Below are 22,436 nucleotides of genomic sequence, written 5' to 3'. Positions count from 1 at the left end.
CACCGCATGGCCGCACAGCAGCCTCAGGACTCCGCGCGGCTCCGGCTGGTCGGTTCGCGCCCGGAGCACCCGGGCCCGCCCGCTCCGCTTCCCCCTGCCCCCGCCCCGGTCCCGTCCGCCGGACGGCCCGCCCCGGCCGGAGGCTTCGCCGACGCCCTCAACCTGGCCATCGAGGCCAGCGGCCTCAGCCTGGACCGCATCCGCGCCGCGCTGGCCGGACGCGGCGTCAGAGTCAGTGTCACGACGCTGAGTTACTGGCGCCGCGGCCGCAGCCAGCCCGAGCGGGCCAGCTCGCTGCGCGCCGTCCACCTGCTCGAGGAACTGCTCGGCCTGCCCCACAGCTCCCTGTCCGCCCTGCTCGGCCCGCCGCGCCCGCGCGGCCGCTGGGCGGCGGCCGCCAACACCTGCCACCTCGGGCTGGAGGACGTCTGGCCGGGGGAGGACGACATCGCGGCGATCTTCGCCGAGCTGGATGCCCCGCCGGCCGGCGAGCTGGAGCGCCTGAGCATCCACGACTCGTACTACGTCGACGCCGAGCGGCGCGGCAACCTGCTGCGGATGCGCCAGGTGGTGCGCGCCACGGTCGGCGGCGTCGGCCGCTGCCTGGTCGTCCACAAGGCCGACGAGGAGGCCACCGGCTGCCCGGAGGTCACCGCGGTGCGGCACGGCCGCCTCGGCCGGGTCCGCCGCCGCCCGGAGGTCGGGCTGACCGTCGCCGAGCTGATGCTCGACCGCCCGCTCGGCCTCGGCGACAGCACCGTCTTCGAGTACGAGGTGGAGATCCCGCCCGGCGGCCCGACCACGGAGTACAGCCGCCGCTTCGCCACCCCGGTGCGCGAGTACGTGCTCCAGGTGCACTTCGACCCGGCCGCCGTCCCCGCCCACTGCGAGCGCTACGACCGCGAGCCCGGCGCCGACGTCGACCACCGCCGCGAGCAGCTGTGGATCGGCGCCTCCGCCAGCGCCCACGTCCTGGCCCCGGACCAGCAGCCGGGCCACATCGGCATCCGCTGGGAATGGGCCTAGCCTCCCTTCCCCCCGAGCACCGAAGCCCCGTCGAGCCCACCGGCCCGGCGGGGCTTTCCGCTGCCCCGACACCTAACCCCTTCGCCACCGTACAGCGGTTGACGCCCTATCACCTAACCCCTACAGTCACTCATACCGGTTAGGCAGTAGCCGCCGGAGCCACCCAGCTCCAGGAGTGATCAGGCATGTCCGGCACCATCGCCCAGCTCAAGTCCCTGCAGACCGGCCACGTGGGCCTGAACGTCACCGACGTGGCCCGCTCGATCGACTTCTACCGCGCCGTCCTCGGCCTCGAAGTGACCCACGAGGGCACCGAGGCCGACCGCCGCTTCGCCCTCCTCGGCCGCGACGGCCGCCTGGTCGTCACGCTCTGGCAGCAGAGCGAGGGCACCTTCGCCACCGGCACCCCCGGCCTGCACCACCTCTCCTTCGAGGTCGAGAGCCTCGACGAGGTCCGCACCGCCGAGACCGTGCTGCGCGACCTGGGCGCCGAGTTCGCCTACGACGGCGTCGTCCCGCACGGCGAGGGCTCCGCCTCCGGGGGCGTCTTCTTCACCGACCCCGACGGCATCCGGCTGGAGATCTACACCCGCACCGGCGTCGACGAGACCGACGCCGTCGCCCCCACCACCAACGCCCCCACCTGCGGCTTCTTCTAGACCGTGTCTTTCGGATCACACCCACCGGACGGCGAGGAGCACCCCGTGACCACCGCTGCCACCCCCTACCACCCCGGCGAGCGGACCGCCCAGGCCCGGGCCGGCCGCACCGAGCGCGCCGACCACGCCGGCCGCTCCATCCGCGCCACCGTCCCGCCCGTCGCCGCCCGCTTCCTGGGCGAGCGGCGGACGGTGGTGATCGGCGCGGCCGACCTCGACGGCCGGGTCTGGGCCACCCAGCTGGCCGGGCCGGCCGGCTTCCTCCAGGCCCCCGACGAGCGCACCGTGACCGTCGCCGCCCGTCCCGCCCAGGCCGACCCACTGGCCGAGGCACTGACCCGCCCGGCCCGGGTCGGCACCATCGCCCTGGACTCGGCCGGCCGCCGCCGGATGCGCCTCAACGGCCGCTCCCGCGCCGACGGCCGGGGTGGTCTGGTGATCACCGCCGAGGAGGTGGTCTCCAACTGCCCGAAGTACATCCAGCGCCGCACCCCGCTGGACCGCCCGGCCGGCCCGCCGCGCGCCGTCGCCTCCGGCTCCGTGCTGACCACCGCCCAGCGGCTGGCGGTCGCCACCTCGGACACCTTCTTCATCGCCTCCACCGGCCCCGGCGGCACCGTGGACGCCTCCCACCGGGGCGGCCTGCCCGGTTTCCTCCAGGCCGTCGCCCCGGACCGGCTGCGCTGGCCGGAGTACCCCGGCAACAGCATGTTCCTGACCCTCGGCAACCTCGAGCTCGACCCCCGGGCGGGCCTGCTGCTGCCCGACTGGGAGACCGGCGGGGCGCTGCTGGTCACCGGCGAGGCCCGCACCGACTGGTCCGAGGAGGCCCGCCAGGGCACCCCCGGCGCGGAGCGGATGGTCGAACTGGCCGTCACCGGCGTGCTCGAACTCGCCGACGCCACCCCGCTGACCTGGACCGATCCCGAGTACTCGCCCGCCATCCCGCGCTGATCCGGTGCTGCTCCCGCGCCGATCCGGCACTGATCCCGTACTGAACCAGACACCGGTCACTCTCTGATCACGCATCAGGTTCGTACGGTTACTACCTGTTCCGATGCCTCCGCGCCACGCCCGGGAGCCAACTGGTCGTCACTCGCTCGGCCCAATCCGCCGCGCCCCGATCCGCCCGCTTTGGGACTTTGGTCCCGGTGGCAGCGGAACCGGCGCGGGAAGGCCACTCCTGTCACGCCGTCAGGCCGTGGCCAGGAAAGACCGCAGGAAAGAGGCGGAGCATGACCCTTACCGACCCCCTGTCCGCGCTGCCGGTGTTCGCCGAGGTCGAACCGGCGGAGGACTGCATATGCGGGGGCTGCAGTGCCCGCCGCCGCGCCCGGCTGCACGCCGCCCCCGTCCACGAGGGCGGCCACGCCGCCTCCCGCAGCCTGCGCCGCCGGGCCGCCGTCGTGATGGCCGCGGTCGGCACCGCGATGGGCGGTGGGGCGGCCGCCGCCGGCTCCGCCACCGCGGCCCCCACCCCGAACCCCGGCGGCGGGAGCGGCAGCAGCAGCACCGCCCAGCCGCCGCAGTCCCCACAGGGCGAGGTCAGCGGCCTGTACGGCGATGGCTCCGGCGCCCGCACCTACGCCGCCCCACGCGCCGCCGCGCAGCCCCTCACCCGGGCGCAGATCATCCAGCGCGCGCAGAGCTGGGTCGACCAGGGCGTGCCGTACAGCATGAGCCGCTACTGGTCGGACGGCTACCGCCAGGACTGTTCCGGCTTCGTCTCGATGGCCTGGGGCCTCGGCAGCAGCCAGACCACCTGGACCCTGCCGGACTTCGCCGAGCGGATCGGCAAGAACGACCTCCAGCCCGGCGACGTGCTGATCTACAACAACCCGGCCAACCCGCAGGGCGGCTCGCACGTGACGATCTTCGGCGGCTGGGCGGACTCCTCCCGCACCCGCTACCTCGCCTACGAGCAGACCTCCCCCGGCACCAAGAAGCGCTCCACCCCGTACGCGTACTGGAACAACTCCTCCGGCTACGTCCCCTACCGCTACACGGGCCTGTCCACCGGCAGCAGCGACGGCGCCTCCTCCAGCACCTTCCCTGGCGCGGACAAGTTCGGGCCCGGGGCCAACAACGCGTACGTCACCAAGCTCGGCCAGATGCTGGTGCAGCGCGGCGGCGCCCGGTTCTACTCCGAGGGCCCCGGCCCCCGCTGGGGCGAGGCCGACCGCAAGGCCACCCAGGCGTTCCAGCTCGCCCAGGGCTGGCGCGCCGGCGAGGCCGACGGCATCCCCGGCAAGGACACCTGGGCGTACCTGGTGGGCGGCAAGGGCCGCAACATCGACGCCGGCACCACCCCGCTGCCCCCGCCACCGCCCGCGACGGGGACGGGGACGGGGACGACGACCTTCCCCGGGGCGCAGTACTTCGGCCCCGGCCAGAACAACGACTACGTCCGCCGGCTCGGCGCGCAGCTCGTCGCCAAGGGCTTCGGCGGCGCCTACAGCGTCGGCCCCGGCCCCCAGTGGAGCGAGAGCGACCGCCTCAACGTGCAGGCCTTCCAGCGGGCCCAGGGCTGGACGGGCGCCGAGGCCGACGGCTACCCCGGCCCGGACACCTGGCGCCGGCTCTTCTCGTAACGCAGGGCCCGTCAGTGCCCGTCCGGCCCCGCGCCGGGCGGGCGCCCCGACGCCCCCGACGCCCCCGACGCCCCCGACGCCCCCGACGTCCCCGACGCCCCCGACGTCCCCGACGTCCCCGACGTCCCCGACATCCAGTGGAACAGGCCCATCCCGACGCTGGTCGCCAGGTTGAAGCTGGACACCCCCGGGCGCATCGGCACCGCGACCAGGTGGTCCGCCCGCGCCCGGAGCTCCGCCGAGACGCCGTGCCGCTCGGTGCCGAAGGCCAGCAGCGCGTCGTCCGGGAACGGCACGTCGCGGATGTCCTCGCCCTCCGGATCCAACACGTACAGCGGCCCCTCGGGCAGTTCCGCCAGGCCCACCCGCTCGACGGCGGTGGCGAAGTGCAGGCCCGCGCTGCCGCGCAGCACGGTCGGGTGCCACGGGTCCACCTCCCCGGTGGTCACCACCCCGGCCGCCCCGAACCCGGCCGCCAGCCGGATCACCGCCCCGACGTTGCCCAGGTTGCGCGGGTTCTCCAGCACCACCACCGGCGCCCGCCGCGGCCGACGGGCCAGCGCCTCCCGGTTCGCCTCCACGGACGGCCGCACGGCCTGCGCGATCACCCCGGTCGGATGCAGCCGGGGCACCAGCGCCCGCATCGTCCGCTCCGGCAGCTCCACCGCCAGCGCGTCCAGCTCCTCCTCGACGTCCGGCGCCAACTCCCGGGCCAGAGCGAGCAGTTCCCCCCGGTCGACGGTCACCACCCGGCGCACCTCACCGCCGAACCGCAGCGCGTGCTTCAACGGGTGGAACCCGTCCAGCACCACCACCCCGGCCCCGCGCTCCCCCGCCCGCCAGTCCCGCTCCACCTCAGCCTCGTCCATTCCCCCACTCTCCCACCCGTGCCTTCGCCTCCTCCCGCCCCTCCTTCCCGCCGCTCCCCCGCAGGGCCCGCTCCAGATCCTTCAACGCCTGCCCCACCAGCCGGGCCCCCGCCCGCACCACGTCCCGCTGCACCACGTCCCTCTGCACGCCGTCCCTCTGCAACCCCGCAGGAGCCCCCGCCAGCCGCTCCTCCAGCCGCGCCTGCGCCTCCCGCACCGCCCCGAACTCCACCGGCCGCCCCGTCAGCAGCGCCCCCGCCGCCAGCGCCGTGGCCAGCCGCAGCTCCTCCGCGTACTCCGCCGCCCCCGGTACGGGCTCCGCGTCCGCCCCCGGCAGGTGCGCCTCCAGCAGCACCGCCACCCGCCCCAGGTGCCCCACCGCCGCCCGCGCCCGGTCGATCTGCCGCCGGCTCACCCCGGCGAGCCCCGTCTCGTGCCGCCCGGGCTCCGCATCCGCCCGCTGGATCGCCTGGAGCAGCTCGGAGCGCGCCTCCCGCGAGTCCAGCAGCGCGGTGCGCACCGCCCGCTCCCGCGGCTGCGCCGGCGTCTCGTAGCAGGCGATGACCGCCCCCGCGTACCGCCCCGCCGCCGCGAGCCACTCCGCGAGCCGCTCCCCGAGCCGGGCCGTCTGCCAGGTGGGGAACAGCGCGTACACCAGGAGCGCGACGGACCCGCCGAGCAGCGTCAGCCCGACCCGCTCGAAGGCCGTGACCAGCGGGTTCCCCTCCTGGAGCCCGAGCAGGAACACCACGTACGAGGAGATCCCGACGGTCATCAGCGCGTACCCGGTCCTGAGCGTCAGGTACGCCGCACCGATGCACGCCACCGCGAGCGCGGCCAGCACCCACTGCCCGGGGTGGGCCAGCTGCACCACGAGGGTGGAGACGCTCACCCCGACCACCGTCCCGGCGAGCCGGGCCACGCCCCGGCTGTAGGTCTGCGCGAAGTCCGGCCGCATCACCATCGCGGCCGTCAGCGGCGCCCAGTACCCGTGCTCGAAGCCGGCCAGCCGGGCGAGCAGGTAGGCGAGGGTCACCACCCCGGCCAGCCGCACCGCGTGCTGGAACACCGCCGAGCGCGGCCGCAGTTGCCGCCGTACGGCCCGCAGCGCGACGGGCAGCATCCGCGACAGCGGCGGCTTGCGCAGCGCCCCGCCGGCCCCGACCACGGGGGTGCTGATGGTGTCCTCGTCGCCCCGGTCGAGCGCGTCGGCGGCCTTGCGCAGCAGCCCGCCCAGGCGCCGGGCCGAGCGTCGGGCGGCCCCGCGCAGCGGCGTCGCGTCGTCCGTCCCGGGCACGCTGAGCGCGGGCGCGGAGCGGGGCAGGCGCAGCGGGTCGCCGGTGCGGACGGCCCGGGCGAGGGCGTCCATGACCTCGGCGGAGGCGGCCAGGACCTCCCGGGCGCGGTCGCGCTCCGGCCCCTCCTCGGGGGCGCCAACCTTGGGGTCGGCGAGGGCCGCGAGGGTGGGGCGGATGCGTTCGGCGAGGCCCCGCAGTCCGCGCAGTTCGGGCGGCCGGTGGCGGTCCTGCCAGGGGGTGACGGCGGAGGCGTGCCGGGCGGCCATGAACGGCGCCGGGTCGATGTGCGCGGTCGGGTCCTGGCGCAACCGCCGCGCGTAGTCGGCGAGTTCGGCATAGGTGTCGGCCAGCGCGGCCCGCTGGGCGGACCAGCTGCCGATCGGCCACAGGGTGATGACCAGGGCCTGGGAGACCCCGCCGAGCGCGGCGACGAGCCCGTGGCCCAGCGCGGCCGCGGCGCTGACGGGCAGTTGGACGACCACGAGCATCACCGAGACGGTGTTGGCGGCGACGACCCCGGCGGTCGGCCCGATGGCCCAGGCCAGTCCGGCGCCGAAGGCCCACACCGCCAGCAGCACCGGGAACAGCCCGTACACCCCGGCCGCCAGGTACCCGAGGAAGGTGCTGGTGCCCAGCCCGATGCCGGCGGCCACGGCGAGGCTGGCGCGCGGACGGAAACTGCGCTGGAAGGTGGCCGTCCCGGCGATGAAGGCGCCCATCGCCGCGGAGGTGGCGAGCGAAGGCCCGCCGAGGGCCAGCGTGGGGAAGAGCACCAGGGCGACGGCGACGGCCCCGCGCAGCGCGCGCTTGGGATCGCTGAGCGCCCGGTCGAGGGTGAGCCCGGTCCGCGCGGTGTCACGAAGTGCGGCAAACCAGGACATGCCCGCCATCCTAGGCGGAGCGCCTCCCTCCCAGCCGCCTCCACCGCAGCCGCCCGAGCCGCGCCGCCACCCACAGCAGCATCCCGGTCGGCAGGAACACCGCGTCGGCCGCGATCATCGCCATCGAGAACACCGGCAGCCCGAGCACCACCGCGATCCCCACGTGCTCGACCATCATCACCGCCAGCAGCGCGTTCTTGACCCGCCGGTTGAGCAGCGTGAACGGGAAGGCGACCTGGAGGATCACCGTCGCGTACGAGACCAGGAACACCGGCAGCAGCGCCGAGCCGACGAGCCCGGACAGCCAGGGCCAGGGCGTGAAGTAGTCCAGGTGCAGCGGGTAGTAGAGCGCGGTGCCGTCCTGCCAGCGCGAGCCCTGCACCTTGTACCAGCCGGCGGTGGCGTAGATCAGCACCACCTCGACGGCGATCACCAGCATCGCGCAGTTGTGCACCATGTTCGCCAGCGCGTCGAGCACGGCCAGCGGCTCGCCCTCCGGCCGCAGCCGCCGGAGCGTCCACCAGAGCCCGGCCACGGCCCACAGGCCCCAGAACAGCGGCGACCAGCCGACGTACGGGAAGGTCCGGCTCGTCCAGGTGAGCGTCTCCCCGGAGAACCCGCCCAGCTGACAGAGCGCCAGCACCACCCCGAGGACGGCCCACAGCACCACCCCGCCCGGGCCACCCGGCCTGGCGCGCCGAGCGTCCAGCGACCAGACCTCGGCGCAGCGGGTGAAGACCAGGTAGACCGCCATCAGGTGGACGACGTTGTCCCCGCCGTCCCCGAGGAAGACGTCCCGGTTCTGCAGCGACAGCACGGTGACCAGGAACAGCACCGTGCTCGCCCTGGTCCGCCAGCCCAGCAGCACCGCCAGGGCGGCCAGCATCCCCAGGTGGTAGACCAGCTCGAACCAGGCCCGCCCGCCGAACCAGGGCAGCACGGTGAACGCCCCGTTGTCGGCCAGCAGCCGCTCGGCCAGGTCCATCGCCCAGGGGGAGCGGTCGCCGTACAGCACCCGCCGGTTGGGCCACTCGCGCAGCAGGTACGCGAGCCAGACCAGCCCGAAGCCGATCCGCACCACCGCGGCCTGGTGCGCCCCGAGCGCACGCCCGGTGAACGCCCCGAGCGCCCTCGCGGCCGCCTCCGCGGGCCCCACCCGACGGGAGGCGGCCTCGGCCGCCGCCTGCACGGGGGACGGGCCCTGCCGGGGGATGCGGTCCAGCAGCGGCCGCTCCTCCTCCGCAGAGGACCGAGCGGGCAGCTCAGCAGGCAGCTGAGGCGGCGACATCTCGCTCACCCGAGCCCCCGGTAGTCCTCGTCGGCCACCGCCCACCAGGGCAGCTCCCGCACCTTGGGCGCGGGCGGCGCCGCCTCCCCGCTCCACGCGGGCGGCGCGAGGGTGGTCGCGGTCATCCGGAACTCGATCTCCAGCACCCGCTCCCCGTCCACCTCCCGGCCGATCCGCTGGAGGGCGATCCGCTTGAGGTACTGCTCGGCGAGCCTGCCCCTGGCCACGGTCGCGGTCTCGTCCTTCGGGTCGTGCGTGCCCTCGTAGAAGTCCCAGGCCCGGCGCAGCAGGTTCTGGTCGACGTGGCTGGGCGCCGGGTTGCCCCGGATCGCGTCGAGGTCCCGGGCGGTCAGCCCGATCCAGTCGCGCAACCGGGTGGCGCCGCCCTCCCCGGCGGTGCGCACCCGGGCGTCCACGGTGATGTTCTGCTGCAGCGGGTTGGGGGCGAACAGCCGCCAGTTCTGCTCGAACTCGGGGTAGACCACTCCGTCGACCTGCTCCTGGTACTGCCGGGAGAGCGCGTTGGAGGGCGCGACGTGCAGGAACACGGCGGTCAGGAACAGCACGGTGACCGTCGCCAGCGCGGCCGCGGACAGGCCGAGGAACAGCTGCGCGGGCGCCGACCAGGCCCGGTCCCGCGCCGGCCGGTCCGCGTCCGCGTCCGCTCCGTTCCCTTCCCCAGACCCCATCGGGCCTCCCCCCCACCGGGCCCGACGGCTACAGGACGAAGGCCTGCTGCCCGGTGCTGCTGACCATCGGACGGCCCGCACCCTCCCAGGCGTACATCCCGCCGTCCACGTTCACCGCGTCCCGGCCCTGCTGCACCAGGTACTGGACGACCTGCGCGGAGCGCCCGCCGACGCGGCAGAGCACGTACAGCTTCTCGTCGGGCAGCTCGCCGAGCCGGGCCACGACCTGCCCGATCGGGATGTGCAGCGCGCCGTCCACGTGCCCGGCGTCCCACTCGTCCTGCTCGCGCACGTCCAGCAGGGCGGCCTCGGCGGGCACGGCGGCGGCGTCGGTGGTGGGGATCTGCGCGAACATCGTCTGGTTCTCCTGGGGGTGCGTCGGGTCGGTGCCATTGTCGCCCACCGGGGCGGCGGCGCCGGGGGCTGCGGAGGGGCCTGGGGCGTGTTTCATGATTCGCGTCGGATCAGCGCGCGGCGGTGGGCGCCCGGCTGGGCGTGCCGGCGGAGCGCCCTCGTACTGGGTCGTACTCGGGTGCTTCGCCGGTGCGTCCAGGCGGGATGCCCGGCGTCGCGCGCCCGGCGGGAATCATGAAACGCGCCCCAGCAGCCGCTCCAGCTCGGCCTGCCGCTCCGCGGCCTTGGCGAGCAGCTCCTCGGCGAGCTGCTCCAGCAGCCGGTCCGGGTCCTGCGGGGCGAGGGCGAGCAGCTGGCCCATCGGGGTCTGCTCCAGCCGGACCTGCTCGGTGGCGGTCGCAGCGATCCTGGCGGTGAGCCACTCCAGCCGGCGGCGCAGCCACTCCAGCCGGTCGGGGGAGTCGGCGGCGGGGGCGGCCTCGGGCGCGGTGGACCACTCGGCGGCCAGGCCCGTCAGCGCGGCGGTGTCCCCGTACGCGTAGGCCTCGTTGACCCGGGCCAGGAAGGCGGCCCGGCGCTGCTGCTCGGCCGGGTCGGTGGTGAGGTCGGGGTGGGCGCTGCGCACCAGGTCGCGGTAGATCCGCTGCGCCTCCTTGCCGGGCCGCACCCGGGCGGGGGCGGCGGGCGGCGGCGGGGCCTCCTCGCTCTCCCCGGCGCGCTCCCGTACGGAGTCGAAGAGCGCGTCCAGGTCGGGCAGCTCCTCGACCTGCCGACGGGCCTCGGCGGCGCGGCGCAGGTCCTCGGGCAGGCCCGTGCGGACGGCGACGGCCTCGGCGACCAGCGCGTCCAGCTCGTCGAGCCGGGCGTAGAGGGGGCCGAGCAGCTGGTGGTGGATCAGCGCGAAGTTGTCGATCTCGACCCTGAGCGTCTGCACGTCGACGTCCATGCTGAGCCAGGCGAGTTCGGCCGCGGCGACCCGTTCCTCCAGGTCGAGCTGATCCGGGTCCGTCCAGCGGGCGGGGCTCTGCGCGCTCACTTCTCGCCTCTGTGTCTCGTCCGGCCTGCCGTGTCCGGGCCACCGCTCGGCGGCCCGGCCTGTCACCCTACCCTCGGCGGTGGTGACGCCGTCCGGGTGAAGCGGAGGTGCGCACCGGCGCGCGGGGTGCGACACGCAACGGTTCCTGAGGAATCTGCCCGTTTCGGTGTCGGGCCCGGGCCCGTCCGTGCTTCGCTGGTATCCGCACAGCGCGCCTTCCTCCTCCTCAGAGACGGTCCGCCTCCCAGCCGTGGCGGCCAGGCGGGAGCAGACCGAATCCATGGTGGCCGAGTCCAACTCCACACCGCGTCCGGCGGGCGCCGAGACCGTGCCGGGTGACCACCCCGCCGGCGTGGCCGCCCTGCTGCGGCTCGCCCTCGTCCTGGTCGACCGGTCCGGCCGCATCGCCCAGTGGAGTCGGAGCGCCGAGGAGCTCTTCGGACACCGCGCCGAGGTCGCCCGCGACCGCCCGGCCGGGGGCCTGCTGCCCACCGTGGAGTCCCCCGGCGATCCCGCCGGCCGCCGCCGGGGCGACGCCCTGGAGACCCTGACCGCGCTGACGGCCTCCGGCGCCCCCTGGGCCGGCCGCCTCGCCGTGCTCGACCGCGAGGAGCACCTGCGCGACATCCTCTGGTGGGCCTACCCGCTCAGGCACCCGTCCACCGACCAGCCCGGCGGCCTGCTCGCCCTCGCCGCCGACGCCCGCCCGCTGCGCACCGCCGGACCGCGCCTGGCCATCGGCGAGCGGATGACGCCCTTCGCCGCCACCCCGCCCGCCCGGGGCGGCTTCCACCGCCTGGCCGCCGCCCTCGCCCCGCCCGGCCGTACGGTGCCCGAGCAGTTCGCCCGGCTGCTGCCCGCCTCCGCCGCCGGGCGCCGGGCCCTGCTGCTGGACGTCCTGGACGCCGCGGGCCTGCCCGCCCTGCGGCTGGACGCGGCCACCGTGCTGCCGGTGCTCCCGGCCGACGCCCAGGCCGGCAGCGCGCACGCGGCCTCCGCGATCGGCCGCCGCTACCCGACGCCCCAGCAGCGCGCCGCCCGCACCGGCCCGCCGCCCCAGCCCGAGCAGTCCGGGTCCGGCCGCCGCGCCGCCGCCCTGCCCGCCCAGCGCCCCGCCCCCGCCACGTCCCCCGCCGCGTACCCCGCCCAAGGAGAAGCCGCCATCGAGCCGGCCGCCGCCACCCAGTCCGCCAACGGCCACCCCGCCGGGCTCGTCGACCAGCCCCCGGCCGACCACGCCCTGGCCGCGCAGCCGACGGCCGACCAGCCCCGGGCCGTCCCGGCGCCCACCGCCCCCGAGGCCCTGCCCACCGGGCGGCTGGTGCCCTTCCTCACCAACGGCCAGGCCGGCGAGCAGCTGGCCCTGCTGAACGAGGTCGGCGGCAAGGTCGGCACCACCCTCGACCTCGGCTTCACCGCCCACGAGCTGTGCCAGGTGCTGGTCCCCCGGATCGCCGACTTCGCCTGCGTGGACCTGGTGGACGGGCTGATCTCCGACTCCGAGCTGCCCGTCTCCCGCCCGGACGACGACACGATGCTGCGCCGGGTGGCCCTGGTCCACAACGAGACCGGCGGCGTCTGGGAGCACGTCCTGCCCGAGGGCGCCCTGGTCAGCATGCCCCGCCGCACCCCGCCCGGCATGGCCCTCCAGCTGAACCAGCCGGTGCTGGTCCCGGTGGTCACCGACGACGTCGCCGTGGACTACGCGATCGCCCTCGGCGGCGTGCAGCTGGCCCCCGTGGTCTCCGGCCGCTCGATGCTGGTCGTCCCGCTCTCCGCCCGGGGCACCGTCCTGGGCATCCTCAAGCTGCTCCGGCTGCCGGACCGCGCACCCTTCGACGAGAGCGACGCCGCCACCCTCAAGGAACTGGCCGTCCGCGCCGCCCTGTCCCTGGACAACGCCCGGCTGCACCGCGCCGAGGCCCGGGTCGCCACCACCCTCCAGCGCTCGATGATCCCGACCCGCCCGCCGCAGATCCCCGGCGTGCAGATCGCCCACCGCTACCTGCCCGGCGACCCCAAGGCCGAGGTCGGCGGCGACTGGTTCGACGCGATCCAGCTGCCCGGCAGCCGGGTCGCCCTGGTCGTCGGCGACGTCATGGGCCACGGCCTGCACTCGGCCGCCGCGATGGGCCGCTTCCGCACCGCGATGCAGACCCTCGCCGCCCTCGACCTCCCGCCCGGCCAGCTGCTGCGCCACCTGGACAACCTGGCCCACAAGCTCGGCGACGACCACCTCGCGACCTGCCTGTACGCGGTCTACGACCCGATCAACCGCACCTGCGAGCTGGCCAGCGCCGGCCACGTCCCGCCCGTCCTGGTGCACCCGGACGGCAGCGGCGAGCTGCTGGAGATCCCGGCCGGCGCCCCGATCGGCGTGGGCGGGGTGCCCTTCGTCGCCAAGACCATCGACGTGTCGGACGGCTCGATGCTGGTGCTCTGCACCGACGGCCTGGTCGAGGTCCGGGGCGGGGACATAGGAGCCGGCCTGGCGGCGCTGTGCGGCAACCTGATCGACCCGAGGCAGAGCCCCGAGGAAGCCTGCGACGTGGTCCTCAAGCGGCTGCACTCCGACGACCGCAAGGACGACGTCGCCCTCCTGGTGGCTCGCTTCGACGGCGTCGCCCCGTCCGAGGTCGCCACCTGGGACCTCACCGTGGACCACCGCGAGGTCCGCCGGGCCCGCTCCCTGGTCCGCGAGCAGCTGGCCGCCTGGCACCTGGAGGCGCTCACCGACACCACCGAGCTGCTGGTCAGCGAGCTGGTGACCAACGCCGTACGGGTCGCCAGGGACCGCGTCCAGCTCCAGCTGATCCGGGTGGACAAGCTGCTGGTCGAGGTCAGCGACGACAACCACAACCTGCCCTCGCTGGAGCCCGCCGAGCAGCTCGGCGAGACCGGCCGCGGCCTGACCCTGGTCACGAAGCTCGCCGAACGCTGGGGCACCGCCCGCAAGGCGGTGGGAAAGGTCGTCTGGTTCGAGCTTCCCCTCCCGCACGCGTGACGGCCGGGTGGGGACAGCGTCCCCTGCCCGGCCGGCAGCGCAGTGACAGGCCCCTTCAGGGGATGACGGCCCCGGCCTGGCGCCGCGCCTCCGCGGCCTCCAGCGGCGCCACCGCGGCGGCGACGGTGGTCGCGGCGGCCACCGTGGTGGCGGCCCCGACCCCGGCCAGCACCCGCGGCCAGAAGTCCCCGAACACCTCGACCGAGACGGCGATCAGCAGCGCGGTGATGACCGCGACCACGTGCTCCAGACCGGCCAGGTTCGGCAGCACGACGGCCTCGCCGACCATCAGCGCCACCACCAGGCCGGCGGTGAACCAGGCCCGGGCGCGGAAGGCGATGCAGATCGCCAGCGCCACCACCGCCGCGGACGGCCCGGTGTCCCGCACGTAGGCGACCCACTTCGGGAAGCCGAACACGTGGTCCGGCCCGATCGCCACCCCGACCCGGGCGAACAGCGTGCCCGCCAGGGTGCAGGCGTACGCGACCACCAGCGTCATCCGCCGGCCGAGCACGATCTCCGCGATCGCGAAGACCACGAACACCTGCGCCAGCGCGCCCCAGACCGGCAGGTCCAGCGCCGGCACGTACAGCGACAGCGGCGTCCTCAGCAGCGACTCCTCCAGCGGCAGCGCCGCCTTCACCACACCGATGTGGTTGACGAAGCGCTCGCCACCCGGCAGGTGCTGCACGATGCTGAAGAGCAGGATCAGGAACGTCGCCGCGCTCGCCAGCGGAACGGCGGCGAACTTCTTGCGCACCACCCCGTCCCGGACCGTCACGAACAACGTTCCCCACTCGGCGACAGCGGCCGCTCTGGCGTACGCCAGCGGCCCCTTTCGCACGCCCCCCGCGTGGGTCCTGTCCATCACAACCGTTCTCCCGAATCCCCGGACTTTCTCAACGACTCCAACATTAGAAGCCTGTTAACAAGTGCACATCGGCACGGATGGGGACTCTCGTCATACTCAAGAGGGAGACCGACCGGCCCCCGCACCCCCATCCGGCCGAGAACCGCCCTCCGCCCCCCGGCGGAGGAAAGCGCTCCCGGCCCCCTACTCCTTCCCCTCCCGTGCCCCTACGGGCACCCGGGGCTCCACCACGGCCGCCCGCGCGTGCCGGCGGCGGAACAGGGCCGGCATGGTCGGCGCCACGATGAACCCCTCGGCCCGCGCGCTGGCGATGCCGATCCGCGGGATCTCGCTGCTCTTCTCGAACAGCAGGTAGCGCGGCTCCCAGATCGGCCGGTACTTGGCGTTCGCCCGGTACAGCGACTCGATCTGCCACCAGCGCGAGAAGAAGCCCAGGACCGAGCGCCACAGCCGCAGCACCGGTCCGGCGCCCAGGCGCGAACCGCGCTCGAAGACCGAGCGGAACATCGCGAAGTTCAGCGAGACCCGCTTGAGCCCCACCTCCTCGGCGCGCTGCAGCAGCTCGATCACCATGAACTCCATCAGGCCGTTCTCGGTGTCCCGGGCCCGGCGCATGAGGTCCAGCGAGAGCCCGTCCGGGCCCCAGGGGACGAAGCTCAGCAGCGCCTGGAGCTCGCCCTCGCCGTCGTGGCACTCCAGCATCACGCAGCGCCCGTCGCCCGGGTCGCCGAGGCGGCCCAGCGCCATCGAGAAGCCGCGCTCGGTCGCCCCGTCGCGCCACTCGTCGGCCTTGGCCACCAACCGCGCCATCTCCTCCTCGGAGATGTCCTCGTGCCGGCGGATGCGCACCGTGTACCCGGCCCGCTTGACCCGGTTGTACGCCTGGCGGACCACCCGCATCGCGCGCCCGTCCAGCGAGAACTCGTCCAGCTCGACGATCGCCTCGTCACCCAGCTCCAGCGCGTCCAGCCCGTGCCGGGCGTAGATCACCCCGGCCTCCTCGGAGGCGCCCATGACGGCCGGCGCCCAGGCGTGCTCGCGGGCCTCCGCCAGCCAGGCGTCGATCGCGCCCGGCCACGCCTCCGGATCCCCGATCGGGTCGCCCGAGGCCAGCGACACCCCGCCGATCACCCGGTACGTCACCGCCGCCTTCCCACTCGGCGAGAAGATCACCGCCTTGTCGCGGCGCAACGCGAAGTACCCCAGCGAATCCCGCTCACCCTGCTTGTCCAGCAGCGCCCGCAGCCGGGCCTCGTCCTCGGCCGTTTGCAGCTCCGTGCCGCGCGGGCTGCGGAAGGCCGTGTACAGCACCAGCAGGAAGAGCAGGCCGCCCATCGTGTTGATCGCCGCGTCCACCCAGGTCGGGGCGGAGATCACCGAGCGCAGGTGCTGGGACGGCGTGATGGTGATCATCCGGCCGACCGAGTAGCGGAACTGGTCCCAGAAACCCGCGCCGTTCAGGTCGTTGGTCGCCCACACCAGCAGCGAGCCGACCAGCCCACCGAACAGCAGCCCGCCGACGAAGGTGGCCGCCGCGGTCTTCGGGTTGGAGCGGTCGCCCTTGGACGTGAACTCCTTGCGCCCGACGAACAGCGCCAGCACGAACAGGCAGGTCAGCACCGTCGAGAAGTAGTTCAGCGGGTGGTCGACGAAATGCTCGCCGGGCACCAGCATGGCGAGCAGGTACAGCAGCGCGAACGCACTGCCCAGCGCCGCGTTGAAGATCCACGCCGCCCGCTTGCGCCGCCGCATCGCGATCGCCAGGAAGATCGACAGCACCGCGCTGGCCAGGCCGGAGGTCATCAGGTACGGGGTGAAGTACTCGCCCTCGTTGTGCTCGCTGACCTGCTCGCGGAACGGCACCAGCAGCACCGTCGCGACGTTCAGCAGCGCCAGCAGCCTCAGGTACCAGACGCAGGCCGAGGCCGCCCTCGGACGCCAGCGGTCGAGCGCGCCGACGGGCCGGGGCTCCTGGGAGGTGGCGGACGGCTCCGACTTCACAGTGGACGACACAGCTCAATTCCAAACGATCAGATGGTGGGGCGCATCCGCAGGCCCGAAGGCCGACGACAGGCAGCCAATTCCATGGTTCCCCACCGAAGCTGAGAATTGCGTGAACCGGGTAGCGGATTCCGACCCCCGCCGTTCGGCGGGGGTCATGGCACACGGGCGTTCGGCGGCCCGCCCCCACTACCCCTACTCTCGAAACGACCCACGCGGACCGCCTGCACCCGGCCGCCCGAACCGAGGAGGCACCATCACCACCACCCGCGTGCTGATCGTCGACGACGAGATCCTGGTCCGCTCCGGCCTCGGCCTCATCGTGGGCTCCGCCCCGGACCTCGAGGTGGTCGGCGACTGCTCCGGCAGCCAGGCCGAGGACCACGTCCAGCGGCTGCGCCCCCACGTGGTGCTGCTCGACGTCCGGATGCCGGACCTCGACGGCATCTCGGTGCTGCGCCGCCTGCGCGCCCTGCCCGACCCGCCCGCCGTGGCGATGCTCACCACCTTCGACACCGACGACTACATCGGCACCGCCCTGCGGGCCGGAGCGGCCGGCTTCCTGCTCAAGGACACCGCCCCCGACCAGCTGGTGCACGCCGTACGGGTCCTCGCGGCCGGCGGCAACATCCTCTCCCCGACCGTCACCCGCACCGTGATCGGCGGCTACGTGGACGGCGGTGGCCCCGACGCCGAGGCCACCGCCCTCGCCCGCACCCTCACCGGCCGCGAGCTGGACGTCCTGGCCCTGCTCGGCGAGGGCCTGTCCAACGCCGAGATCGCCGACCGGCTCTTCCTGGGCACCGGCACGGTCAAGGACCACATCAGCGCGATCCTCGGCAAGCTCGGCGCCGCCAACCGCGTCCAGGCCGCCGTGGTCGCCCACCGGGCCGGCCTCGTCCGGCCGAAACCCGGCGACGGGGCATGACGGCCGCCGACCAGCTGCCGTCCCGCAGACTCCCGGCCTGGTGCACCGCACCCTGGCTGATGCTGCTGCTGCCCGTCCTCTACTCCCTGCTGGACGCCGCCCTGGTCGCCCGGGACGCCTCCTGGTGGAAGGTGGCGCTCTCCACCCTGGCGGCCGTCGCCCTGTTCTGGCGCCGGCGCCTGCCCGTCACCGTGCTGCTGCTCACCATGCCCGGCAGCTGGGTGGACGACATCTGGCTCGCCCCGATCACCGCCGTCTACACGGTGGCCTCCGAACGCCCCACCCCCCGGGTGCTGGTGCCCTGCGGCCTGCTGTTCACCCTGGTCGAGTTCTTCCACTGGCCCCTGCCCGACACCGTCCTCGACCTGAGCCGCGCCACCGCGCTCGACGCCATCCAGGCCGTGATGCTCGCCGCCGGCCCCGCCGCCACGGGCCTGCTCGCCCGCACCCGCCGTGAGCTCGCCGCCCGCCTGGACGAGCTGACGCGCGGCCAGGAGCGCGAGAGCCGGCTGCTCGCCGAGCGGGTGCTGATCAGCGAGCGCGGCCGGCTGGCCCGGGAGATGCACGACGTGGTCTCCCACCAGGTCAGCCTGATCAGCATCCAGGCCGGCGCCCTCCAGGTGAGCACCGCCGACCCGGCCGCCGCCTCCGCCGCCCTCACCATCCGCGAACTGTCCGTCCGCACCCTCGACGAGCTGCGCCAGATGGTCGGGGTGCTGCGCGGCACGGGCAGACCCGCCCAGGACAGCCCGCTGGCCCCCCAGCCCCGCCTCGCCGACCTGCCCCGGCTGATCGAGGAGAGCGGCCTGGCGGCCGACGCCGAGCTGAACCCCGGTGACCGCCCGTGGCCGGAGGCGGTGGAGCGGGCCGCCTACCGCACCGTCCAGGAGGCGCTCACCAACATCACCAAGTACGCCCCGGAGGCGGTGGTGCACGTGAGGGTCCGGGCCAAGGGCCGCCGGCTGCGGGTCGAGGTCCGCAACGAGCGCCCGCCCGTCCACCCCTCCGAAACCCTGCCCGGCGGCGGCCACGGCCTGGTCGGCCTGCGCGAACGCGCCCAGCTCCTCGGCGGCACCCTCACCGCCGGCCCGACCCAGGACGGCGGCTTCGAGGTCCGCGCCGAACTCCCGGCCGCCCGCTCCTGAGCCCCCCCCCCCCCGGGATCGAGGAACCGGAACCGAAAGAGGAGAACAGCGGAACAACGAGAAAACCCCGCAGGTCCGAAGACCTGCGGGGTTTCACTGTGCGCGAGGGGGGAGTTGAACCCCCACGCCCTTTCGGGCACTGGAACCTGAATCCAGCGCGTCTGCCTATTCCGCCACCCGCGCATGGGTGTCGTCGTCGTTGCCGACCGATCCTCGGAGCCGCTCGGTACCATGTGGCCTTCGCTGCTCTCCGGTCCGGCCTCCCTTGCGGGCGGCCCTTCCGACGTGGAAAACAGTAGCACGACCGGGGGGAGCACTCCGAATCCGTATTCCGACCGAACGGAGGACACCCGAACGGATGCCCGACGAACCGTCCGGCGGGGGATGGCGGGCCACCCGGGCGGGCAGACCTGGCGTGCCGACCCGGACATGCGTCACCCTGTGTGTCCGAGCCCACCCCCGGGCACCACGCGGTCCGGGAACCGTACGGAAGGGCCCGGCGTGGATACGATCAGTACGGAAGTACCGCAAGTAGGCGCGACCGGCCCCCGGGCCGGAATCGGTCGGCGGGCAGGCGAACGGACCCTGGAAGGGGGTGCCCCATGGGGATGCTGAAGAAGTTCGAGCAGCGGCTGGAGGGTCTCGTCAACGGCACCTTCGCCAAGGTGTTCAAGTCCGAGGTCCAGCCCGTGGAGATCGCCGGAGCGCTGCAGCGCGAGTGCGACAACAACGCGAGCATCTGGAACCGCGACCGCACCGTCGTCCCGAACGACTTCATCGTCGAGCTCAGCCCGCACGACCACGAGCGGCTCAGCCCCTACTCCGGGCAGTTGGGCAGCGAGCTGGCCGGCATGGTCCGCGAGTACGCCGAGGCCCAGCGGTACTCCTTCATGGGCCCGCTCCAGGTGAACCTGGAGAAGGCCGACGACCTGGACACGGGCCTGTACCGGGTGCGCAGCCGCACCCTGGCGGCCGAGGAGCCCCAGCCGCAGCAGTACGCCGCCCCGCAGACGCCCGGCTACGACCGCCCGCCGGCCGCCCCGGCCCCCGGCGCACCGTGGCAGCAGCAGGGCGCCGGCTCGTACGGCACGCCCCCGCCGCCCGCCGCGCCCCCCGCGATGCCCCCGGCCCCGCCCGCACCCGCCGGCGGCAACGTCCGCGCCTTCCCCGGCGCCGGCCACGGCACCTCGATGCGCCGCTGGGTCGAGGTGAACGGCGCCCGCCACCAGATCTCCGGCTCCGCCTGCGTGCTCGGCCGCTCGACCGAGGCCGACGTGCGGATCGACGATCCCGGGGTCTCCCGCAAGCACGCCGAGATCCGCCCCGGCACCCCTTCGATGGTCCTCGACCTGGGTTCCACCAACGGCATCGTGGTGGACGGACAGCACACCCAGCGCGCTACGCTCCGCGACGGCTCCCGCATCGTCGTGGGTTCCACCACCATCGTCTACCGGCAGGTCGAAGGGTAGTGTCCGAGTTGTTCGCGCGCCTCGCTCACCGACTGGCGGGACGGTCATGTCAGAACTGACCCTCACGGTCATGCGGCTGGGGTTCCTGGCCGTGCTGTGGCTGTTCGTCATCGTCGCGATCCAGGTGATCCGCAGCGACCTCTTCGGCACCAAGGTGAACCCCCGCAGCTCCCGCCGCGGCGCCACCACCCCCGTCCAGCAGACCCAGCCGGCCGGGCGGGGCGCCACCCCGCCCCCGGCCGGCAACGCCGGTGGCCAGACCCAGGGCGGCGGCGGCCGTCGCCGCGCGAGCGGCCCGACCCAGCTGGTCGTGGTCGCGGGCTCGCTCGCCGGGACCACCGTCGCGCTGCAGGGCCAGACCATCACGCTGGGCCGCGCGCACGACTCCACGATCGTGCTGGACGACGACTACGCGTCCTCCCGCCATGCCAGGATCTATCAGGATCAGACTGGGCAGTGGACGGTCGAGGATCTAGGCTCCACCAACGGCACCTATCTGGACCGGCAGCGCCTGACCGCGCCCACCCCGCTCCAGCCGGGCATGCCGATCCGTATCGGCAGGACCGTCATCGAACTGCGGAAGTAGTAGCGCATGAGGGCAAGCATCCCGTCCATGACCCAGAGGGGGGCACAGGTCGCATGACCCTGGTGCTGCGCTTCGCCGCCGGCTCCCACAAGGGACTGATCCGGGAAGGGAACGAGGACTCCGGCTACGCCGGGCCGCGGCTGCTGGCCGTGGCCGACGGCATGGGCGGCGCCGCGGCCGGCGAGGTCGCGTCCTCCGAGGTGCTCGGCTCGATCGTCCGCCTGGACGAGGACGTGCCGGGCGCCGACCTGCTGACCCTGCTGGGCGACGCCGTCCAGGGCGCCAACGACCGGCTCCGGCAGATGGTCGAGGAGGACCCTCAGCTGGAGGGCATGGGCTGCACGCTCACCGCCATGCTGTGGACGGGCCAGCGGATGGGCCTGGTGCACGTCGGCGACTCCCGCGCCTACCTGCTGCGCGACGGCTCGCTGGCGCAGATCACCGTGGACCACACCTGGGTGCAGCGCCTGGTCGACGAGGGCCGGATCACGCCCGAGGAGGCCGAGACCCACCCGCAGCGCTCGCTGCTGATGCGGGCGCTGGACGGCCGCGGCCAGGTCGAGCCCGACCTGTCGATCCGCGAGGTCCGGGCCGGCGACCGCTACCTGATCTGCTCGGACGGCCTCTCCGGCCCGGTGAGCCACCAGACCCTCCAGGACACCCTGGGCAGCTACTACTCGCCCGAGCAGACCGTGCAGGAGCTGATCCAGCTCGCGCTGCGCGGCGGCGGCCCGGACAACATCACCTGCATCGTCGCGGACGTCATCGACGTCGGCGCCACCGACACCATGAGCGGCCGGTTCAACGACGTCCCGGTGGTCGTCGGCGCCGTCGCCGACACCCCGCCCTCCTCGGCCGCCGACCACGCCGTCGCCGACACCCCGGCCGGCCGCGCCGCCGGGCTGGGTCGCAACCCCCAGGGCACCTTCGGCCCGGCCGAGGGCTACGACGCCGGCTACGGCGCCCCCCAGGGCGACTTCGGCCCCGCCCCGGGCTACACCGGCGAGTACGACGGGCAGGAGCCCACCGAGGCCTCGGTGTACGGCACCGAGGACTTCGACGAGGAGCCCCCGAAGCGCAAGCGCCGCCTGGCCGTCCCGCTGGCCGTGCTGATCACCCTGGGCCTGCTCGGCGGCGCCGGGTTCTTCGGCTACCAGTGGACGCAGGGCCAGTACTACATCGGCGAGGAGGGCGACCACGTCGCCGTCTACCAGGGCGTCAACCAGAACCTGGCCGGCCTGAACCTGTCCTCGGTCCACGACTCGCACACCGACATCAAGCTGGACCTCCTGCCGAAGGACCAGCGGGCGGTGGTGAACAAGACCATCACCCTCAGCAGCCTGCAGGACGCCGACCCGAAGCTCCAGGAGCTCGAGGGCTGGGTCAAGCTGTGCCAGCAGGTCAGGGACCAGGGCGCCGGCAAGGCGACCCCGCCGGCACAGCCGACCCAGGCTTCGTACTCGGCGGTCACGCCCACCCCGGAGAAGAGCGCCCACACCCCGTCGGCCTCCCCCTCCGCCCCGACCGCGACCGCCACCGCTCCGGCGCAGGGCGCCACCCCGCCGGCGACCGCCGCCCCGGCCCCCGCGGAGCAGCAGCAGACGGCGCCGCCGCTGAGCGAGTCGGACAAGACCAAGGCCGAATCCTGCCCGAAGCCGTGACGCCCGTGATCATCCAGGCAACCGCCCCCGGGAACCACCGGGAGGCGGTGGCCCGGTGAGCAGCTACGACCTCAGCGGCG

The 22,436-nt window shown here is 74.4% G+C and carries 18 protein-coding genes and 1 tRNA gene; 10 read left to right on the top strand and 9 right to left on the bottom strand.

The features are described 5' to 3' along the window. Positions 1 to 6 precede the first annotated feature (6 nt). The 4 genes from ACIBCA_RS13410 to ACIBCA_RS13395 all read left to right on the top strand — a co-directional run bounded on the left by ACIBCA_RS13410 (position 7) and on the right by ACIBCA_RS13395 (position 4,276). Positions 7 to 1,026: an XRE family transcriptional regulator gene (locus ACIBCA_RS13410; protein WP_396283000.1), complete on the top strand. Its 1,020-nt coding sequence runs from the start codon at positions 7 to 9 to the stop codon at positions 1,024 to 1,026. A gap of 185 nt (positions 1,027 to 1,211) precedes the next feature. Continuing rightward, the gene (locus tag ACIBCA_RS13405) at positions 1,212 to 1,685 is read left to right on the top strand and encodes a VOC family protein (protein WP_396282999.1); all 474 of its coding nucleotides are present in this window, start codon (positions 1,212 to 1,214) and stop codon (positions 1,683 to 1,685) included. A gap of 45 nt (positions 1,686 to 1,730) precedes the next feature. Further along, positions 1,731 to 2,639: a pyridoxamine 5'-phosphate oxidase family protein gene (locus ACIBCA_RS13400; RefSeq protein ID WP_396282998.1), complete on the top strand. Its 909-nt coding sequence runs from the start codon at positions 1,731 to 1,733 to the stop codon at positions 2,637 to 2,639. 281 nt (positions 2,640 to 2,920) lie between these two features. Further along, positions 2,921 to 4,276 carry a peptidoglycan-binding protein gene (locus tag ACIBCA_RS13395; protein WP_396282997.1) on the top strand — a complete coding sequence of 452 codons (1,356 nt, stop codon included), beginning with the start codon at positions 2,921 to 2,923 and terminating at the stop codon, positions 4,274 to 4,276. Positions 4,277 to 4,287: 11 nt separating this feature from the next. On the opposite strand, the gene ACIBCA_RS13390 is transcribed toward ACIBCA_RS13395, so the two are convergent. From ACIBCA_RS13390 to ACIBCA_RS13365, 6 genes are all read right to left on the bottom strand, one after another. After that, positions 4,288 to 5,145 carry a TrmH family RNA methyltransferase gene (locus tag ACIBCA_RS13390; protein WP_396282996.1) on the bottom strand — a complete coding sequence of 286 codons (858 nt, stop codon included), beginning with the start codon at positions 5,143 to 5,145 and terminating at the stop codon, positions 4,288 to 4,290. Beyond that, complete coding sequence (locus ACIBCA_RS13385) at positions 5,132 to 7,324, bottom strand: FUSC family protein (RefSeq protein WP_396282995.1); 2,193 nt, start codon at positions 7,322 to 7,324, stop codon at positions 5,132 to 5,134. Before ACIBCA_RS13385 ends, ACIBCA_RS13390 begins: the two co-directional genes overlap by 14 nt. A 10-nt stretch (positions 7,325 to 7,334) precedes the next feature. Continuing rightward, positions 7,335 to 8,612: an HTTM domain-containing protein gene (locus tag ACIBCA_RS13380; protein ID WP_396282994.1), complete on the bottom strand. Its 1,278-nt coding sequence runs from the start codon at positions 8,610 to 8,612 to the stop codon at positions 7,335 to 7,337. 5 nt (positions 8,613 to 8,617) lie between these two features. Next, the gene (locus ACIBCA_RS13375) at positions 8,618 to 9,301 is read right to left on the bottom strand and encodes a DUF5819 family protein (RefSeq protein WP_396282993.1); all 684 of its coding nucleotides are present in this window, start codon (positions 9,299 to 9,301) and stop codon (positions 8,618 to 8,620) included. A gap of 28 nt (positions 9,302 to 9,329) precedes the next feature. Then, complete coding sequence (locus tag ACIBCA_RS13370; protein ID WP_396283270.1) at positions 9,330 to 9,656, bottom strand: rhodanese-like domain-containing protein; 327 nt, start codon at positions 9,654 to 9,656, stop codon at positions 9,330 to 9,332. A gap of 231 nt (positions 9,657 to 9,887) precedes the next feature. After that, positions 9,888 to 10,691, bottom strand: coding sequence for a hypothetical protein (locus tag ACIBCA_RS13365; protein WP_396282992.1), 804 nt, complete (start codon positions 10,689 to 10,691; stop codon positions 9,888 to 9,890). A 250-nt stretch (positions 10,692 to 10,941) separates the two neighbouring features. On the opposite strand from ACIBCA_RS13365, the gene ACIBCA_RS13360 reads away from it, so the two are divergent. Further along, entirely contained in the window at positions 10,942 to 13,695 is a 2,754-nt protein-coding gene (locus ACIBCA_RS13360; protein ID WP_396282991.1) for a SpoIIE family protein phosphatase, read from the top strand. Between the two features lie 55 nt (positions 13,696 to 13,750). Here the strand turns inward: ACIBCA_RS13360 and ACIBCA_RS13355 are convergent, their stop codons facing one another. After that, positions 13,751 to 14,476 (bottom strand): hypothetical protein, encoded by a 726-nt coding sequence (locus ACIBCA_RS13355; RefSeq protein WP_396282990.1) that lies wholly within the window; start codon positions 14,474 to 14,476, stop codon positions 13,751 to 13,753. 273 nt (positions 14,477 to 14,749) lie between these two features. Continuing rightward, on the bottom strand, positions 14,750 to 16,579 hold the full coding sequence (locus ACIBCA_RS13350) for a phosphatidylglycerol lysyltransferase domain-containing protein (protein WP_396282989.1): 1,830 nt from the start codon (positions 16,577 to 16,579) through the stop codon (positions 14,750 to 14,752). A gap of 265 nt (positions 16,580 to 16,844) precedes the next feature. Here ACIBCA_RS13350 and ACIBCA_RS13345 point away from each other — a divergent pair, with 265 nt between their 5' ends. Together ACIBCA_RS13345 and ACIBCA_RS13340 are read left to right on the top strand one after the other, a co-directional pair. Next, on the top strand, positions 16,845 to 17,495 hold the full coding sequence (locus ACIBCA_RS13345) for a response regulator (RefSeq protein ID WP_396283269.1): 651 nt from the start codon (positions 16,845 to 16,847) through the stop codon (positions 17,493 to 17,495). Then, positions 17,492 to 18,640 (top strand): sensor histidine kinase, encoded by a 1,149-nt coding sequence (locus ACIBCA_RS13340; protein ID WP_396282988.1) that lies wholly within the window; start codon positions 17,492 to 17,494, stop codon positions 18,638 to 18,640. The genes ACIBCA_RS13345 and ACIBCA_RS13340 overlap by 4 nt, the downstream gene beginning before the upstream one ends. A 99-nt stretch (positions 18,641 to 18,739) precedes the next feature. Here the strand turns inward: ACIBCA_RS13340 and ACIBCA_RS13335 are convergent. Then, positions 18,740 to 18,823 (bottom strand) — tRNA-Leu (locus tag ACIBCA_RS13335). A gap of 419 nt (positions 18,824 to 19,242) precedes the next feature. Between ACIBCA_RS13335 and ACIBCA_RS13330 the strand changes: the two genes are divergently transcribed. From ACIBCA_RS13330 to ACIBCA_RS13320, 3 genes are read left to right on the top strand one after another with little or no spacing between them, the layout of a single operon-like run. Beyond that, complete coding sequence (locus tag ACIBCA_RS13330) at positions 19,243 to 20,109, top strand: FhaA domain-containing protein (RefSeq protein WP_396282987.1); 867 nt, start codon at positions 19,243 to 19,245, stop codon at positions 20,107 to 20,109. A 46-nt stretch (positions 20,110 to 20,155) separates the two neighbouring features. Beyond that, entirely contained in the window at positions 20,156 to 20,695 is a 540-nt protein-coding gene (locus ACIBCA_RS13325) for an FHA domain-containing protein (protein ID WP_396282986.1), read from the top strand. A 53-nt stretch (positions 20,696 to 20,748) separates the two neighbouring features. Continuing rightward, a complete protein-coding gene (locus ACIBCA_RS13320; RefSeq protein WP_396282985.1) occupies positions 20,749 to 22,356 on the top strand; it encodes a PP2C family protein-serine/threonine phosphatase in 1,608 nt (535 codons plus the stop codon). Positions 22,357 to 22,436: the final 80 nt, after the last annotated feature.

The organism is Kitasatospora sp. NPDC051170, assembly GCF_044455705.1.
Classification (GTDB): Bacteria; Actinomycetota; Actinomycetes; order Streptomycetales; family Streptomycetaceae; genus Kitasatospora.
The sequence above is the reverse complement of the archived record's forward strand: the minus strand, read 5'-3'. Positions and strand labels throughout refer to the sequence as shown.

Excerpts from the sequence above, each read along its gene's own strand:
- ACIBCA_RS13325 (WP_396282986.1), top strand. The coding sequence starts at position 20,156 with ATGTCAGAACTGACCCTCACGGTCATGCGGCTGGGGTTCCTGGCCGTG.
- ACIBCA_RS13330 (WP_396282987.1), top strand. The coding sequence starts at position 19,243 with ATGGGGATGCTGAAGAAGTTCGAGCAGCGGCTGGAGGGTCTCGTCAAC.
- ACIBCA_RS13410 (WP_396283000.1), top strand. The coding sequence starts at position 7 with ATGGCCGCACAGCAGCCTCAGGACTCCGCGCGGCTCCGGCTGGTCGGT.
- ACIBCA_RS13340 (WP_396282988.1), top strand. The coding sequence starts at position 17,492 with ATGACGGCCGCCGACCAGCTGCCGTCCCGCAGACTCCCGGCCTGGTGC.
- ACIBCA_RS13390 (WP_396282996.1), bottom strand. The coding sequence starts at position 5,145 with ATGGACGAGGCTGAGGTGGAGCGGGACTGGCGGGCGGGGGAGCGCGGG.
- ACIBCA_RS13385 (WP_396282995.1), bottom strand. The coding sequence starts at position 7,324 with ATGTCCTGGTTTGCCGCACTTCGTGACACCGCGCGGACCGGGCTCACC.
- ACIBCA_RS13320 (WP_396282985.1), top strand. The coding sequence starts at position 20,749 with ATGACCCTGGTGCTGCGCTTCGCCGCCGGCTCCCACAAGGGACTGATC.
- ACIBCA_RS13380 (WP_396282994.1), bottom strand. The coding sequence starts at position 8,612 with ATGTCGCCGCCTCAGCTGCCTGCTGAGCTGCCCGCTCGGTCCTCTGCG.
- ACIBCA_RS13375 (WP_396282993.1), bottom strand. The coding sequence starts at position 9,301 with ATGGGGTCTGGGGAAGGGAACGGAGCGGACGCGGACGCGGACCGGCCG.
- ACIBCA_RS13370 (WP_396283270.1), bottom strand. The coding sequence starts at position 9,656 with ATGTTCGCGCAGATCCCCACCACCGACGCCGCCGCCGTGCCCGCCGAG.
- ACIBCA_RS13395 (WP_396282997.1), top strand. The coding sequence starts at position 2,921 with ATGACCCTTACCGACCCCCTGTCCGCGCTGCCGGTGTTCGCCGAGGTC.
- ACIBCA_RS13405 (WP_396282999.1), top strand. The coding sequence starts at position 1,212 with ATGTCCGGCACCATCGCCCAGCTCAAGTCCCTGCAGACCGGCCACGTG.